The sequence below is a fragment of the Flavobacterium potami genome (genome assembly GCF_020026915.1).
GTDB classification, from domain to species: Bacteria; Bacteroidota; Bacteroidia; order Flavobacteriales; family Flavobacteriaceae; genus Flavobacterium; species Flavobacterium potami.
In genome coordinates this window covers 1050997-1066962 of record NZ_JAINUY010000001.1, presented here as the reverse complement: position 1 = coordinate 1066962, position 15966 = coordinate 1050997, and the positions used below count along the sequence as shown (strand labels likewise).

At 33.4% G+C, this 15966-nt stretch carries 12 protein-coding genes; 2 read left to right on the top strand and 10 right to left on the bottom strand.

The window, feature by feature from the left end; all coding sequences use genetic code 11:
* Positions 1 to 2 precede the first annotated feature (2 nt).
* Positions 3 to 1436 (bottom strand): glycoside hydrolase family 28 protein, encoded by a 1434-nt coding sequence (locus tag K6T82_RS04580; RefSeq protein ID WP_223704742.1) that lies wholly within the window; start codon positions 1434 to 1436, stop codon positions 3 to 5.
* Between the two features lie 301 nt (positions 1437 to 1737).
* On the opposite strand from K6T82_RS04580, the gene K6T82_RS04575 reads away from it, so the two are divergent.
* Positions 1738 to 2766: a LacI family DNA-binding transcriptional regulator gene (locus K6T82_RS04575; RefSeq protein WP_223704741.1), complete on the top strand. Its 1029-nt coding sequence runs from the start codon at positions 1738 to 1740 to the stop codon at positions 2764 to 2766.
* Between the two features lie 277 nt (positions 2767 to 3043).
* Here K6T82_RS04575 and K6T82_RS04570 read toward each other — a convergent pair whose 3' ends face one another.
* The 8 genes from K6T82_RS04570 to K6T82_RS04535 form a co-directional block, all read right to left on the bottom strand.
* Positions 3044 to 4666, bottom strand: coding sequence for a UxaA family hydrolase (locus tag K6T82_RS04570; protein WP_223704740.1), 1623 nt, complete (start codon positions 4664 to 4666; stop codon positions 3044 to 3046).
* A 217-nt stretch (positions 4667 to 4883) separates the two neighbouring features.
* Entirely contained in the window at positions 4884 to 6329 is a 1446-nt protein-coding gene (locus tag K6T82_RS04565; RefSeq protein ID WP_223704739.1) for a tagaturonate reductase, read from the bottom strand.
* A gap of 222 nt (positions 6330 to 6551) precedes the next feature.
* Positions 6552 to 7220: a bifunctional 4-hydroxy-2-oxoglutarate aldolase/2-dehydro-3-deoxy-phosphogluconate aldolase gene (locus K6T82_RS04560; RefSeq protein ID WP_223704738.1), complete on the bottom strand. Its 669-nt coding sequence runs from the start codon at positions 7218 to 7220 to the stop codon at positions 6552 to 6554.
* Between the two features lie 13 nt (positions 7221 to 7233).
* On the bottom strand, positions 7234 to 8256 hold the full coding sequence (locus K6T82_RS04555; RefSeq protein ID WP_223704737.1) for a sugar kinase: 1023 nt from the start codon (positions 8254 to 8256) through the stop codon (positions 7234 to 7236).
* Between the two features lie 194 nt (positions 8257 to 8450).
* A complete protein-coding gene (gene uxaC / locus K6T82_RS04550) occupies positions 8451 to 9851 on the bottom strand; it encodes a glucuronate isomerase (protein ID WP_223704736.1) in 1401 nt (466 codons plus the stop codon).
* Positions 9852 to 9875: 24 nt separating this feature from the next.
* Complete coding sequence (locus K6T82_RS04545; protein WP_223704735.1) at positions 9876 to 10667, bottom strand: gluconate 5-dehydrogenase; 792 nt, start codon at positions 10665 to 10667, stop codon at positions 9876 to 9878.
* A 1-nt stretch (position 10668) separates the two neighbouring features.
* A complete protein-coding gene (kduI, locus tag K6T82_RS04540; protein WP_223704734.1) occupies positions 10669 to 11508 on the bottom strand; it encodes a 5-dehydro-4-deoxy-D-glucuronate isomerase in 840 nt (279 codons plus the stop codon).
* A 98-nt stretch (positions 11509 to 11606) separates the two neighbouring features.
* Positions 11607 to 13073, bottom strand: coding sequence for an MFS transporter (locus K6T82_RS04535; protein ID WP_223704733.1), 1467 nt, complete (start codon positions 13071 to 13073; stop codon positions 11607 to 11609).
* 408 nt (positions 13074 to 13481) lie between these two features.
* On the opposite strand from K6T82_RS04535, the gene K6T82_RS04530 reads away from it, so the two are divergent.
* On the top strand, positions 13482 to 14420 hold the full coding sequence (locus K6T82_RS04530; RefSeq protein WP_223704732.1) for an alpha/beta hydrolase: 939 nt from the start codon (positions 13482 to 13484) through the stop codon (positions 14418 to 14420).
* 86 nt (positions 14421 to 14506) lie between these two features.
* Here the strand turns inward: K6T82_RS04530 and K6T82_RS04525 are convergent, their stop codons facing one another.
* On the bottom strand, positions 14507 to 15892 hold the full coding sequence (locus K6T82_RS04525) for a PepSY-associated TM helix domain-containing protein (RefSeq protein ID WP_223704731.1): 1386 nt from the start codon (positions 15890 to 15892) through the stop codon (positions 14507 to 14509).
* Between the last annotated feature and the right edge of the window lie 74 nt (positions 15893 to 15966).

Sequence of the window (15966 nt, the reverse complement as noted above, 5' to 3'; positions counted from 1 at the left end):
TATTACTTAACAGATTCTACTTTCTTATTATTTACGTAGCTATCTATAAACTTTATATTTTTTACATTTTTCAATAAATAGAGCGAATCTACTTTTTGAATTTTGACATTTGTCAATGTGATGTTTTCAACTGGCGACTCCTTGTACCCCTCAGCCCAAACACTATATTTTCCTCCGTTTTTCACATTGACATTTTCTAAACTGACATTTCTAATTGTCGGAATAAAATTTCCTGTTTGAGATCCGTATACGTTATAAAACATATTCAGTTTTAAAACACATTCTTTTACGGTACCCACTTCCAGATTACGAACAAAAATATCTTCGATAACTCCACCTCTTTTTGAGTTGGTTTTTATACGAATGGCACGATCTAGATTTGGACTATCCATTACACAATTTTCAACGAAAACATTATTAACTCCGGCTGAAATTTCGCTTCCGATTACTACTCCACCATGGCCGTCAATCATTTTACAATTTTGTACAATGATGTTTTTACTTGGAATTGCTACTCTTCTTCCATCACCATCTCGCCCAGCTTTGATAGCAATGCAATCATCGCCAGTATTGAAAGTACAGTTTTTGATTAAAATGTTTTGAGAATACTCTGGATCGCAACCGTCATTATTTGGACCGTGACTATTTACCGTCACACCATCAATAATCATATTATTTGTTTTAATAGGATGCAAAATCCAAAAAGGAGAATTGATAATTTTGACGTCTTTTATTAGAGCCGTGTTACATTCAAAAAATTCAATAAAATTCGGTCTTAAATAACGACCATCACCGAAAACTCTTTCTGAAACCGGAATTCCTTTTTCGGCCATATCTACCAAAACTTCTCGATTATTAGGATCATTTTGAGAAGGAATTCCTTTTTTCCAACCGTAATTTTTTCCACCAGACCAAATCCACCAATTAGTACTGTCAGCTTGACCATTTAAAGTTCCTTTTCCTGTAACTGCGATATTCGTTTTATTTTTCGCATAAATCAGCGGTGAATAATTCATTACTTCAGTTCCTTCCCATGAAGTATGAACTATTGGATAATCTTTAGGACTCAAACTAAAAAGAATTTCTGCATTATCATCTAAATGCAGATTTACATTACTTTCTAAGTGAATGGCTCCAGTTAAATATTTTCCGTTCGGAACAAAAACCTGACCTCCTCCATTTGCAGCACATTCTTTTATCGCTTTTTGAAAAGCCATAGTATTTAATGTTTTACCATCTGCAATGGCACCAAAATCGTTAATGTTATAGATCTTATTTGAAAACTTAGTTTCAGGGATACTTTTAACGACTAAATCCATCTTTTTCCATGGATTATTCTGCGCACTAGATGAAACTACAGTATTTTTTTCCGCACAAGATGTAACTAACACACTTATAGTGGTTAAAAATAAAATCATTTTAGATATTATACTCATTTTTACACTCATTTGCGCAGTATTTTCTTGTTTAAAATCAAAAACAGTAAAAATTATGTAATCGATTACACGAAAATAGAAAAATTGTTCTTAGAGACCAAATTAATTTAGAAAAAAATTATATATTTAATTTTTATTATAAAATTTAATTACATTTAACGCAAAAAATTAGATAAATTATTATCGTTATAGATTCTAAAACGTTTGAATTCTTAAATCTGGTAATCGATAACAATTTATATCATATAATAAAAAAAAATGTACTTTTGTCTAATAAAATAATTCGATAAACTTTTTTTGAATGAGTGAAAAAGTAACTATTTACGATATTGCTGAAAAATTGAACATCACGGCTGCAACAGTTTCTAGGGCGTTAAATAACAATCCGAAAATCAAAGAAGCCACCAGAGAGTTAGTTATTAAAACTGCTTCTGAGATGAACTATAAGCAAAACAAGCTAGCTTTAGCATTAAAAAGCGGTCGTAGTAATAATATCGGAGTTATTGTACCTCGTATTGACAGTAATTTCTTTGCTTCGGTTATTCGTGGAATTGAAGAAGAACTTTATCCCCATGGATATCAGGTAATCATCTGTCAAACACATGAAAGCATCAAACGAGAAAATGAAAATCTTCACACGTTGGTAGATGCGCAGGTTGATGGGATTATGATGTCTGTTACTGGTATTTCAAATGAAAATGATAGTGCTTTCAGAAATGTATTAGAAAAAAATGTACCTCTAATATTTTTCGACAGAAGCAAACATATTGATGGCGTAAGTTCTGTGACCATAAATGACTTTAAGGGAGGTTATTTAGCTACTAAACATTTAATTGATGAGGGCTGCAGACAAATCGCCCATTTATCTGGAGACCGTTCTTTAGACATCTTTAATAACAGGTTTTTAGGATACAAGCAAGCTTTACTTGACAGTGGATTAACTTTTAACGAAGAACATGTGATCCATGTAAAAAGTAGTGTTGAAGCCGGAAAAGAAGCAACAACAACTTTATTAGGTTTACAAACACCACCTGACGCCATATTCTCTTCAAGTGATTTTGCAGCTTTAGGAGCTATTCAGGAATTACAAGCAAGAAATTATAGCATTCCTAATGATTTTTGTGTAGCTGGTTTTAGTAATGAGCCGTTTACTAAATTTATGGAATTATCCATTACTTCAGTAGACCAATCACCGCTTGAAATGGGAAAAATGTCAGCACGTGTTTTCTTAGAACAAGTTGACAAAACAGATACCATCAAAATAGAAAAGAAAGTAGTCCTTGCTCCAGAATTACATATTCGTAAATCTTCTACAAGAACCAATTTCTAGCCAACGAAAGCACGTTAAATTTTAAACCATATAGTCATATAAGACAATTTAAGCTTTGTCTAAACTATGATCTATATGGTTTTTCTTTTGCCAAAAACTATTTTAAACAATATAAGCCATATAAGATAATTTTAGCTCTGACTAATGTGATTTACTAGGACTTTGAAATGAACTTATATAACTTATATGGTAAAAAAATAAAAAAAGACGCACTACTTGTGCGTCTTCCTATAAACCTTTGTTACTTTGTCTCTCTGCAACTTTGTAACTTAAAAAATTAAAGTGAAACCCCTCTTTTCCAAGGAATAAAATCGTTTTGATTTAATATCGCAGCTTTCGTTTTTACAGTACCACTAGCGATATCAATAATAGTTTCAAGCATTTCATCAGCCATTTCTTCGATAGACTTTTCACCTTTGATAATTCCTCCAGTGTCAATATCGATAATATCAGACATTTTTGCAGCCAACTCTGAGTTAGAAGATATTTTTACAACCGGTGCAATCGGATTTCCTGTAGGAGTTCCTAAACCTGTTGTAAACAATACCATATTTGCTCCTGAACCTACCATTGCTGTTGTACACTCCACATCGTTTCCTGGCGTACATAACAATGTCAATCCTGGCTCATTGATATACTCACCGTAGTCAAAAACACCTGCAATTGGAGATGTTCCTCCTTTTTTAGCAGCTCCTGCAGATTTCATAGCATCAGTAATCAAACCGTCTTTGATATTTCCTGGAGAAGGATTCATATCAAATCCTGAACCTGCATCAACAACTGTTTTTTCGTACCATTTCATCAAATCTAAGAAACGTTTTCCGTCTTCGTCATCAACACAACGGTTTACCAATTCCTGCTCTACTCCGCATAATTCTGGGAACTCAGAAAGAATTGTTGTTCCTCCTAATGCTGCCAATTTATCAGACAATACTCCCAAAGTTGGATTAGCAGAAATTCCCGAGAATCCGTCAGATCCACCACATTCCAAACCAATTCTTAATTTCGATAATGGAGCTGGCTCTCTCTTAATGTCGTTTGCTTTTTTGATTGCTTCAAAAGTATCTTTTACAACACTGCTCAACATCGTTTCAATAGTTCCGATAGATTGCTGATCGTAAATTAAAACAGGCTTTTTACTGTTTGGATTGATCGCATCTAAAGCATCTTTGAAAATCGAAATTTGAAGATTTTGACATCCTAAACTCAAAACCGTTGCTCCAGCTACGTTTGGATTGTTCACATAACCAGCCAAAAGTTTAGCTAAACTGTGTGAATCCTGACGAATTCCACCGCAACCACCTTGGTGCGTAATGAATTTAACTTCAATATTATTGAACAAGTTAGCATCGTTTGAAGCTTCTTGGTTTCCTGCTCCACCTGTTTCAGATTTCACTAAAGAACGTAACAATAACTGATAATCGTTTTCTTTAGGTTTCATCAATTCTTTCTCAAAAATATCTTTTAAGATTTCGATGTTTCTGTTTTCACAAAAAACCAAAGGAAAAAACAACCAAACATTTTCTGTTCCAACTTGTCCATCTTCTCTATGATAGCCCTGCCACGTTCTGTCTTTCCATTTATCCACATTTGGAGCTGTCCAGCCAATAGTTTCAGTTTTACCCGTAACTTTATCACTTTCGTGTTTAACGTTAGAAGTAGAAAGCAATCCTCCTTTTTCGATTCTTGCACTCGCCTTACCAACCAAAACACCATACATAATGATTCTGTCTCCTACATTAAAAGGAACCATTGCAATCTTATGTTTCATTTTCACATCAGACTCAACAGCAATTGATTGTCCTTCAAAATCAATCACTTCGCCAGCTGACAGATTTACCAAAGCCACCGCTACGTTATCTGTAGGATGAACTTTTATTAATTTTTTCTGCGTTGCCATAATTAACCTTTGTTCTTTGTTCTTTTTGTTTTTCTTTTATTTTATCAGTTGATCGAATATCATTTTTTTCGATCTAACTCAAACTCTTAGATTAAAATCTGTGTAAATCCGCTTTAATCTGTATAAATCTGCGTGAAAAAATCGATTCTTAAAAATATTTCACGCAGATTTAAAAAAAGATTTAAGCAGATCAAATTAGATTTTTGATCTAACAGATTTATTTTAATCGTTCTTGAAACTTATCGAAACCAGCTTCAATTCCGTTTGAATCTATTTCTTCTAAAGCAATTGTAATTGCTCTTGTTAATCCTGGAATTTCAGTTAAATCTTGATCCCAGAAAGATTTGTTTTGTAATGTTAAACGAGCGATTTTCTCGTAATCATCAGATTTCCAAAGTCCGTTAAAAAATGTTGTAATATCTTCGCCATCTTTAACCGGTAGACTTTCACCATTCCAAGTTCCTTTGTAGAAACGAATTAAACTCGCAAATGAAAAAGTCAAATTAACAGGTAGTTTTTTATTAACCTTAATATATCCTAATAAACTAGGCAAAACTCTTACTTTGAATTTCGATACAGAATTTAATGCAATATCAGCAAGTGCATGTTTGATAAATGGATTTTTAAATCTGTCCATTACTTCCTCACAATAGGCCGTAATTTCATTTTTGTCCATATCAAGAGTTTCACTAATTTCACCAATAACACTATTTACAAATTTTCCTGTAAAATCTCCCTTAACAGTTTCCATTACTAACTTATTACCATGCAAAAGTGAAAAAGGAACCATTGCCGTATGGGCACCGTTTAAAATACGAACTTTAATCATTTTAAAAGGACGTATATCATCAACGATTTTTACATTCAAATCTGTTTTATGAAAAGGCAATTTTGCTTTTAAATCATCTCCTCCTTCAATAGCCCAAAGGAAAAAAGGTTCTGCTGCAACAATTAAATTGTCCTGATAATCTAATTTATTATTGTACTCTTCAATTTCAGCTCTTGGATATCCAGGAACAATTCTGTCAACCAAAGTACTATGATAGGTACAAGCATCTGATACCCAAGTTTTAAATGCATCTTCTAATTTCCATAAATCAACATATTGTAAAATATATTTTTTAAGTGTCTCAGAGTTATAATCAATTAATTCACAAGGGATTATTGCAAGCCCTTTAGAAGGATCTCCATTAAAATGTTTAAATCTTTCATATAATAAAACCGTCAATTTTGCAGGAAATGACACTGGCGGCTGCATTTCTGGAGTATCACTTTCAATAAATTCAATTCCAGCTTCTGTAGTATTAGAAACAATAAACTGAAGTTCTTCTTCTTTAGCTAAAGTTAAATAATTTGTAAATTCAGTATATGGGTTTACAGTCTTTACAATATTATCAATTAACTCAATATCTTGTATCTTTTCACCTTTTTTGATTCCGTTCATAAACAAGGTATAAAGACCATCCTGATCATTAATCATATTTACCATACCGTCTTTCAAAGGTTGAACTATTGCAATACCGGCATTAAAATCAACTTCTTTATTTAGTCTGTAAAAAGCATAATCAACAAAAGCTCTCAAAAAGTTACCTTCTCCAAATTGCACTACCTTAATTGGCTGTAACTTTTCTAATCCTGTATTTATTCTATTTAATTTTTTCATTTTGAATTCTAAGTTAGTTGTGTTATAAATAACCATTTATAAACCTTATTTCTTCATTTCTGCCTTTTAAATTGTAAATGAAACATTACACCCGATTGAGTAAAATAAAGTCCGCTGTGAGGAATGGCAGACTAAATTTTTCAAGCGTAATGTTCAATTACAATCTCTAAAAATCTAAAAAAAACTTATAAAATAAGGAGTTTGGCATGATTACCCCTTAATTTATTTTCTTATATCTTTTATAATATCAAGAACTTGTTTCACTTTTGAAGTAAGTCCGTCGAAATCTTTATTGTCCAATATATCTTTTGAGATTAATTGCGAACCTAAACCAACACAAGTTGCTCCAGCATTCAACCATGAACTCAAACTTTCAACCGTTGGATAAACACCTCCAGTAGGCATGATGTTTGTCCAAGGGCAAGGTCCTTTTATCGCTTTTATAAATTCTGGACCGTAAGTATCAGCTGGAAATAATTTTACAATTTCGCAACCTAACTCTTCTGCTCTCGCAATTTCTGTCAAAGTACCACAACCAGGTGACCAAAGTACTTTTCTACGATTACAAGCTATAGCTATATCTTCTCTAAAAACGGGTGTTACAATAAAATTTGCTCCTAAACTCATGTACAAAGAAGCCGAAGCCGCATCTGTTATAGAACCAACTCCAAGGATCATTCCTGGAAGTTCTGCCAAAGCATATTTATTTAAAGCTCCAAAAACTTCATGAGCAAAATCACCTCTACTTGTAAATTCCATTAATCTGGAACCTCCGTCATAACATGCTTTTAAAACTTTTTTACTTAACTCAATATCCGAATGAAAAAACAATGGAACCATTCCGTTATCTTTCATTGTTTGAGCTACTTCAATTCTTGAATATCTTGCCATTTTCTTTTTAAAATTATCTTGATACTAATGCAGAACCATCACCATCAATCATATTCTCAACTTCTTTTAGTGTAACCAAGTTGTAATCTCCAGCAATAGTATGTTTTAAACAACAAGCTGCTACTGCAAAATCCAAAGCTCTTTGGTTATTATTTGAATATTCTAATAATCCATAAATTAGTCCGCCCATGAAAGCATCTCCACTTCCTACTCTGTCAACAACTGGCGTTACTTCTTTAACAGCTGCACTATGAATTGCTTTTCCGTCATATAAAATCCCTCCAATTCTTTGGTGAGAAGCACTTACAGAATAACGAAGTGTTGTTGCTGCAATTTTCAAATTCGGAATCAATTCAAACAATTTATCGTAAACTGCTGGAAGCGATTTTTCGTCCTGATAATTCGGATTTACTTTTGGAATTCCCAACATGAAATAAGCCGTATCGATATCTCCTAAAATTACATTGCTGTATTTTAGCATTTCTGGCATTACTTCGCTTGGCGTTTTTCCGTATTGCCAAAGTTTTGATCTATAGTTTAAATCGCATGAGATTTTAACTCCCAATTTATGAGCGACTTTAATTGCTTCTAAACAAGCTTCTGCTGCACTTTCTGAAATGGCTGGTGTAATTCCGCTCCAGTGAAACCATTCGGCTCCTTCCAGAACTTTTTCCCAATCCACCATTCCTTTTTGGATGGTTGACATGGCACTGTGCGCACGGTCGTAAACTACATTACTTCCGCGGGTTCCTGCACCAGTCTCTAAGAAATAGATACCTAAACGTTCTCCTCCATAAACCATGTTTTTAGATTCGACATTCATTTTTCGCATTTCTTTCAATGCTGAAAAACCAATTTCGTTTTCAGGTAATCTCGATACAAATTCAGCGTTGATGCCATAATTTGCCAAAGAAACGCACACATTAAATTCTCCACCTCCGTATGTAGCACCAAATGCCGTAGATTGTGAAAAACGTAAGTGTCTCTCTGTTGAAAGACGAAGCATGATTTCTCCAAATGCAACTACTCTACTCATAGTATGTTATTTATATTTTACCATTAAGGTATTTTTTATTTTTACCATTAAGAGATTAAGATGATTAACTTAACTGTATGTTTTCTTTACTTTTAAAGATTAAGTTTATTAAGCCTAATCACTTAATTATCTTTCAGTTTCTAACTTAAACACAAGGAAAAAAAATAATCTTAATGCCTTAATGGTTAAAAAAATTAAAATTTGAAATATTCTTTTGCATTGTTATATGAAATATCAGAAACTAATTTTCCGATCCATTCCATATCATTTGGAAGCTCTCCTCTTTTGATTTCGTCTCCAAGAAGATTACATAAAATACGTCTGAAATATTCGTGTCTTGGGAATGATAAGAAACTTCTAGAATCTGTCAACATTCCAACAAAACAGCTAATTAAGCCCATGTTAGAAAGCGCATTCAATTGTTTTGTCATTCCGTCTTTCTGATCTAAGAACCACCATCCTGAACCAAATTGTACTTTTCCGCGAACACTTCCGTCGTTGAAGTTTCCAATCATTGTTGCCATAACCTCGTTATCAGCAGGATTCAAGTTGTAAATAATAGTTTTAGTCAATTTATCTTTACTGTCTAATGCATTTAAGAAAGCAGATAGTTTTTGTGCTTGAGGATAATCTCCAATAGAATCCCATCCTGTATCTGGACCTAAAATTCTGTGCATACGAGCATTGTTGTTACGCAATGCACCTAAGTGAAATTGCTGTACCCATCCAAACTCATGATAAGTCTCAGACAAGAAAACCAAAATTGCACTATGGAATTTTAAAACTTCTTCTGGAGACAATTCGCCGTTTTCTCTTTTCTTTTTGAAAATAGCATTGACTTCACTCTCAGTAAAGTTTTCAAAATCAATTTGATTTAATCCGTGATCACTTAATTTACATCCGTTTGCATTAAAGAATTCAATTCTTTTTCTTAAAGCAGACTGCAAATCAGCGTATGTGTTAATTGCAATACCGGACACATCCCCTAATGTGTCCAGATATGCATTATAACCATCATTAGCAATTAAGATGGCTTTATCAGGTCTGAAAGCCGTACTCATCTTAATTCCAGTTGAGTTGTTTGCGAATTTTTGGTGAAATTCTAACGTATCAATTGGGTCTTCTGTAGTACAAACTAATTCAGCGTTTACTTTTTTAAGAAGGTTTTGCGTGCAGTACGCTGGAGAATTGATTTTCTCAGATGTTTCTAAATAAATTTTCTCAGCCGACTTTTCATTCAATAAATCATAAATATCAAAATAGCGAGCTAGTTCTAAATGTGTCCAGTGGTACAATGGATTACGCATTGTGTACGGAACCGTTTTTCCCCAGTTTAAGAACTTATCTTTATCAGATCCGTTTCCAGTTACAAACTGCTCGTTGATTCCCAAAGTACGCATTGCACGCCATTTGTAGTGATCTCCGTTAATCCAAACTTGAGTAATATTTTCAAAGATTTTATCCTCAGCAATAAACTGTGGGTTTAAGTGATTGTGGTAATCTATGATTGGCTGATTTTTAGAGTAATTGTGGTATAACTCTTCAGCATATTTATTTTCTAATAAAAAATTATCGTTTATGAATGTCTTGCTCATGTCTTTTTAAATATAATTTGAAAATTATTCTTCGTTTGAAGGTTTTCCGATTGTTGCAAGAATTCCTCCATCAACATACAAAATGTGACCGTTTACAAAATCACTTGCTTTGGATGATAAAAATATCGCTGCTCCGGCTAAATCACTTGGATCTCCCCATTTAGCCGCTGGCGTTCTGCTAATGATAAAATCATTAAACGGATGCCCGTCAACTCTAATTGGTTTTGTCTGTTCTGTAGCAAAATATCCAGGACCAATTCCGTTGATCTGAACATTGTATTTTGCCCATTCTGTTGCCATGTTTTTCGTAAGCATTTTTAAACCGCCTTTTGCAGCAGCATAAGCAGAAACAGTGTTTCTACCCAACTCACTCATCATAGAACAGATATTGATGATTTTTCCTTGTCTTCTGTCGATCATTCCTTTCGCAACGTGCTTAGAAACGATAAACGGACTTACCAAATCAATATCAACTACTTCTCTGAAATCTGAAACTTCCATATCCAAAAGCGGAATTCTTTTGATAATTCCAGCGTTATTAATCAAGATATCGATTGGCCCAACTTCACTTTCAATTTTCTGAACCGCTGCTTTTACTTCTTGTTCTTCTGTTACATTAAATTTGTAACCAACAGCATTAATTCCTTCAGCTTTTAATTCTGCTACAGCAGTATCAATTTTTTCTTGAGAAGAATTTCCGTTTACAACAATTGTTGCACCTGCCTGACCTAATCCTTTTGCCATTGCCATTCCCAGTCCGTGTGTACTTCCTGTGATAAGGGCAACTTTTCCTTTTATATCAAATAAATTTGTCATCTTATCTTAAATCAGTGATTTTACAAACATCCATATCTCCATAATCTAAGTTTTCACCAGCCATTCCCCAGATAAAAGTGTAGTTACTAGTTCCTGAACCTGAGTGAATAGACCAAGGCGGAGAAATAACTGCTTGATGATTGTTCATCCAGATATGTCTTGTTTCTTGTGGTTGTCCCATAAAGTGGCAAACTGCCTGATCTTGCGGAATATCCAAATAGAAATAAACTTCCATTCTACGATCGTGAACGTGAGCCGGCATGGTATTCCAAACACTTCCCGGTTTTAATTCTGTCATTCCCATTTGCAATTGGCAAGTTGTAACCACGCTTCCAATAATCATTTGATTAACTGTCCTGTGATTAGCTGTTTCCATTGTTCCCAACTGTAATTTATTAGCTTCAGCTAAACTTACTTTTTTAGTTGGGTAAGTTGTATGTGCTGGCGCTGAGTTTAAATAGAATTTAGCAGGATTATTGCTGTCATCACTTTTAAAAACCACTTCTTTATTTCCAGCTCCGATATACAAAGCATCTTTAAAACCTAACTCATAAGAAGTTCCTTCAACAACTACAGAACCACTTCCTCCAACATTGATAATTCCCAACTCTCTTCTTTCTAAAAAATACGGAGCTTTAAGCGGATCAATAGTTTCTAAAGCCAAATCCCCTTTTACAGGAACCGCAGAACCTGCAATGTATCTGTCGTAATGAGAATAAACTAACACTACTTCATCCTCTTGCATTAGATCATCAATTAAGAATTCTTCTCTCAATTGTTGTGTATCATATTTTTTAACTGCTTCTGGACTTGACGCGTATCTTGAACTATATTTTGTCATAATTTTAAATTAATGTAATCGATTGCACAAAATTATATTTTTATATTTAAATAGCATAATTGAAACGAAAAAATTATTTCAATTATGCTAATTTTTCTTTATAGATCAGTGATTGGAGCATATTTTGGAACTAGTGATTTCATTACAATCCAACCAGTTAAGTAACAAACAGCACAAATAGAAAAAATGATAAAATATCCAGCTTCAATACCTTTAAAGCCCATAAAAACCATTTCAGATTCTTTTGCATAATCAAACAAAACTCCTGATCCTTTATTGATTACCGTTGAACCAATTCCACCAGCTAAACCACCAATTCCTGTAATGGTTGCAATTGCTTTTTTAGGAAACATATCTCCAACTGTAGTAAAGATATTTGCAGACCAAGATTGGTGCGCTGCTCCTGCAATTCCGATAATAATTACCGGAACCCAGTAACTAATATAACCTAATGGTTGTGCAACTAAAGCCAATAAAGGAAAAAAGGCAAAAATCAACATAGCTCTCATTCTTCCTTCGTACGGATTCATTCCTTTTTTCTCTACGAAATATGTTGGAAGCCATCCACCAATAATTGACAATAATGTAATTAAATAAAGTACAAATAATGGGAACGCCGCTTCTGTAGAATCCATTCCGTAAACAGAACTCAAATACGCTGGGGTCCAGAATAAAAAGAACCACCAAACACCATCTGTCATAAATTTACCAAAAGCAAATGCCCATGTTTGTTTGTATTTAAAACAATCAGCCAAAGACACTTTTCCTTTAGCTTCAGGTTTGAAACCTACCTTACTATCTTCAATATCATCTTGCTGAATATAAGCCAATTCTTCTGGAGTAACTTTTGAATGTCTTTCTGGTTTATCGTACATAAACATCCAGAATCCCATCCATACAAAACCTAGTGCTCCAATAATAATAAATGACATTTCCCAGCCAAAAGATTTTGCAATAAACGGAATTGTAATTGGCGCAGCTAAAGCTCCAACTGTTGCTCCTGCATTAAAAATACTTGTTGCAAAAGCTCTATCTTTTTTAGGAAAATATTCTGCTGTTGTTTTAATTGCCGCCGGAAAGTTTCCTGCTTCTCCAACTGCTAAAACAAAACGTGCAAAAATAAATAGCGCCACACTCACATTGATTACCAATGCTGTATCGCTAACTGTACTTATTATTTCTTTTGAACCGTGAAATCCAACAAACCATTCTCCTGTAATAATTCCTGAAGTTGCAATTCCGCAAAATGCATGAAGACATGCTCCAATAGACCAAATTCCGATTGCCCAAAGAAATCCTTTTTTAGTATCTAACCAGTCAACAAATCTTCCTGCAAACAATAAAGAAACAGCATAAAAAATAGAAAACAGAGCTGTAATATTTCCGTAATCGTTATTTGTCCAGTGGAATTCTGGTGCAATAAAATCGCTCCAGGTTAAAGAAAGTACTTGTCTGTCAAGGTAATTGATTGTTGTTGCAAAAAATAATAACGCGCAAATACTCCAACGGTATTTTCCTGTGGTTTTGATGCTTTGATTTGCAGCAACTGTTTCGGTTTGATTCATAGTAAGTTTGGTATTATAGTTTTGTAATTTTTGGTAATACTAATAAAAAACAATTGACTCTGTTTAAAAATATTAAAATCAACAAATTAACACCTTCAAACAGAAACAATGTAATCGATTGCACAAATATAGTTTTTAATCTCTACAATCCAAATTAATTATATAAAAAATTATTTTAACTATTTAAATTAATAGATTACATAAAAAAAAGAATACAAAATTACACATTAAACAATATATTTGTTAAAAGGTTATAGGTGAAATTCATCCTTTTTATGGGGTAAAATTGTACTTAAAACATTAATTTTTTAATGCAATTCCGAGTATTTTTAATTCTCGTTAAACCCAGTTACATTTATTACAACAAGTAAAAATAAACCATTGTAAAACAACTAATTAAATATCAAATTGAAAAATAACAAAAAAGAATTTTACAGAAGAATAACATTGAGTTTTCTTCTTTTTTCAGGAATATTCAGTGTAAATGCACAAAATCAAACAGTTCCGCTTTGGAACAAAATTCCTGACGAAATTAAAGCTTCCAATTATAATGAAAAACCAGAATTAAAAGATGGGAAAGTACAAAGTACCAGTCAAGTTTCTGTACCCACTTTAAGCATTCACATTCCAAAAGATAACAAACCCAATCAGACTGCTGTAATTATATGTCCTGGTGGAGGTTATACTCATTTAGCTTTTGATAAGGAAGGAACAAAAGTAGCAGAGTGGTTTAACAGTTTAGGAATTACTGCTTTTGTGTTGAAATACCGTATGCCAACTGACATTACAATGAAAAATAAAAATGTTGGTCCGTTACAAGATGCACAGGAAGCTATTCGTTATGTCAGACAAAATGCTTCAAAATGGAATATTGATCCGAAAAAAATTGGAATTCTAGGATTTTCAGCAGGAGGTCATTTAGCTGCGACGGCATCAACGCATTATGATGATAAAGTCTATGAATCTGCTTATAAAGTAAGCGCTAGACCCGATTTTTCGCTTTTGATTTATCCTGTAATTTCAATGGAAAACAATATCACTCATAAAGGCTCACAAACTAATTTATTAGGAAACAATCCTTCGCAAGAGTTAATAAATTCATTTTCAAACGAAAAGAAAGTTACATCTCAAACACCACCAACCTTTTTAATTCATGCCACGGATGATACTGTTGTTATACCTGAAAATAGCATCAATTACTATTTGGCTTTAAAGAAAAATGGAGTTACAGCCGAGTTACATTTATATGAAAAAGGAGGTCACGGTTTTGGTTTGGGTGTAAATGATACGAGTAAATTCTGGACAAGAGATTGCATCGAATGGCTTAAAGCAAACGGCTACAATTAAAAAAAAGAAGGCAAAACTTGAAAAAGTTTTGCCTTTTGATCAAAAAAAAAAAAAACGAAAAGGAATTAAAAACCAGTTTACTATTTTTAAGCAGTAACTTCTTGTTCTGCTATGTTTTTCAATTTAGAAACAGGAATTGCTTTACTTGCTACTTTTGGCTTTGCAGCAGGTTTCTTTTTACCAAATTTCTGTTTTCCCCACCAGATAATGAATCCTGTAATTGGCAAACTTGCTGAAATTAAACTGGCAAAAAATGCAATAATTTTTCCTGTTAGTCCCAAAACACTTCCTACATGAATATCATAATTCATACGACGGATTTTGTCCGGAATATTGGCTTCGATATATTTTCCTGAAAAAGGTGTTTTGATTGAGATTTCTTTCAGACTCTGCTGATCATAACTATATCGATCCATATTGTAAAAGGTGTGTTTTTGTTTATAAACAAAAGCACCTATTGGATCTGCAGGTTTTCCGGGAATACTAATTAAAATTCCAGATGCCTGCGGATTTTCTTTTCTTAAATTCAATAAAACTTTATCTGCTGTAGTAATATTGAATTCCTTAACATTAGTTGTATCCGATTTTGGAGATTCGCGATTCTCAGTCAGCGGTTTTCCTCCAGATGTTACCCAATACAATGATTTACTCCACCATCCAAAACTCCACACTAAGCCTGTTACAGCTATAAAAAACAAGAATATACAGCTGTAAAAACCAAATACATTATGCATATCATAATTAACACGTTTAAAACTGGCATCCCATTTAATTTTAAAACTTTTATCAATAATAGATTTAATCCATTTTGTTGGCCACCATAAAACGATACCTGAAATCAACAAGACAACAAAAATCAGTACTGCAACTCCTACGATTGGTCTTCCAATATCATAAGGAAGCCACAAAGCACGGTGTCCATTCAATATCCATCTGAAAAAATCTGGCGAATCTCCTCTTGAAAAAGTTTTTACGTTCAATATTTCTCCCGTATACGGATTCATGTAAACACTTATAAAAGTTCCAGATCTTCTTCCGCCCTTGCGTTTCTCTTCTTTTCCTTTCCCCTTTCCTTTTTGTCCGGGTTTTCCTTGAGATTTTACTTCTGATTTTGCCTTTTCACCATCATTTTTAGCGAAATCCTTTTTTCTTTCACTTCTTTTGTTTCCGCCTTTTTCTCCTCTACCGCCTTTTTCACCGCCTTCTTTTTTCTCCACAAAATACCCTACAATCGCCGCTTCATCTTTTGCACCAAAAGTCACGCTTGTAGCTTTTTTGTCTTTCATTTTTTTATCAGCAATCGAAACCAATTGCGATGGCAATAAAAATGCTTTTTCCTGAGGTTTTACAAAACGCCAGTCTTCAATAAAATCTTTAATTTCATTTTCGAAAACATAAATGCAGCCTGTTAAACTGACAATTACTACAATAATTCCAGAGGCTAAACCTAGCCATAAATGCAGCCAGGCCATAACTCGCTTAAAAAGCGACTTTTTACTTTTTTTCTTTGGGGTATTAGGTTTTGGTTTTGAAAAAGAAAACATAA

Bases quoted from the DNA above. Each gene is read 5' to 3' on its own strand.
- K6T82_RS04580 (WP_223704742.1), bottom strand. From the start codon at position 1,436: ATGAGTATAATATCTAAAATGATTTTATTTTTAACCACTATAAGTGTG.
- K6T82_RS04545 (WP_223704735.1), bottom strand. From the start codon at position 10,667: ATGACAAATTTATTTGATATAAAAGGAAAAGTTGCCCTTATCACAGGA.
- K6T82_RS04560 (WP_223704738.1), bottom strand. From the start codon at position 7,220: ATGGCAAGATATTCAAGAATTGAAGTAGCTCAAACAATGAAAGATAAC.
- kduI (WP_223704734.1), bottom strand. From the start codon at position 11,508: ATGACAAAATATAGTTCAAGATACGCGTCAAGTCCAGAAGCAGTTAAA.
- uxaC (WP_223704736.1), bottom strand. From the start codon at position 9,851: ATGAGCAAGACATTCATAAACGATAATTTTTTATTAGAAAATAAATAT.
- K6T82_RS04570 (WP_223704740.1), bottom strand. From the start codon at position 4,666: ATGGCAACGCAGAAAAAATTAATAAAAGTTCATCCTACAGATAACGTA.
- K6T82_RS04575 (WP_223704741.1), top strand. From the start codon at position 1,738: ATGAGTGAAAAAGTAACTATTTACGATATTGCTGAAAAATTGAACATC.
- K6T82_RS04565 (WP_223704739.1), bottom strand. From the start codon at position 6,329: ATGAAAAAATTAAATAGAATAAATACAGGATTAGAAAAGTTACAGCCA.
- K6T82_RS04525 (WP_223704731.1), bottom strand. From the start codon at position 15,892: ATGGCCTGGCTGCATTTATGGCTAGGTTTAGCCTCTGGAATTATTGTA.
- K6T82_RS04555 (WP_223704737.1), bottom strand. From the start codon at position 8,256: ATGAGTAGAGTAGTTGCATTTGGAGAAATCATGCTTCGTCTTTCAACA.
- K6T82_RS04535 (WP_223704733.1), bottom strand. From the start codon at position 13,073: ATGAATCAAACCGAAACAGTTGCTGCAAATCAAAGCATCAAAACCACA.